Annotated in this window: 1 protein-coding gene; it reads right to left on the reverse strand. The window is 66.2% G+C overall.

The window, feature by feature from the left end:
- The coding region (locus tag G3I78_RS50365) for a class I tRNA ligase family protein (protein WP_164437375.1) at window positions 1–393 on the reverse strand (393 nt) is incomplete at both ends.

Consider the following 393-nt stretch of genomic DNA (forward strand, 5'->3'; position numbering starts at 1 on the left):
GCTCGACCGGCGGCGGCTCGCCCTCGATCGTCGCGCCGTTCATCAGCGCGAAGCGCGTGGCGTTCCAGATCTTGTTGGCGAACTTGCTGGACGCCTGGACCCAGTCCTCGCCGATCGGCACGTCGGTGCCCGGGTTGGCGCCCTTGGCCAGGGTGAAGCGGACGGCGTCGGAGCCGTACTTGTCCATCCAGTCCAGCGGGTCGACGACGTTGCCGAAGGACTTCGACATCTTCTTGCCGCGCTCGTCGCGGACCAGGCCGGTCAGCGCGATCGTCTTGAACGGGGCCTCGCCGTCCATGGCGTACAGGCCGAACATCATCATCCGGGCGACCCAGAAGAAGATGATGTCGTGGCCGGTGACCAGGACGTCGGTGGAGTAGAACTTCGCCAGGT

The sequence above is a fragment of the Streptomyces sp. SID13726 genome, from assembly GCF_010548375.1.
Taxonomy (GTDB): domain Bacteria; phylum Actinomycetota; class Actinomycetes; order Streptomycetales; family Streptomycetaceae; genus Streptomyces.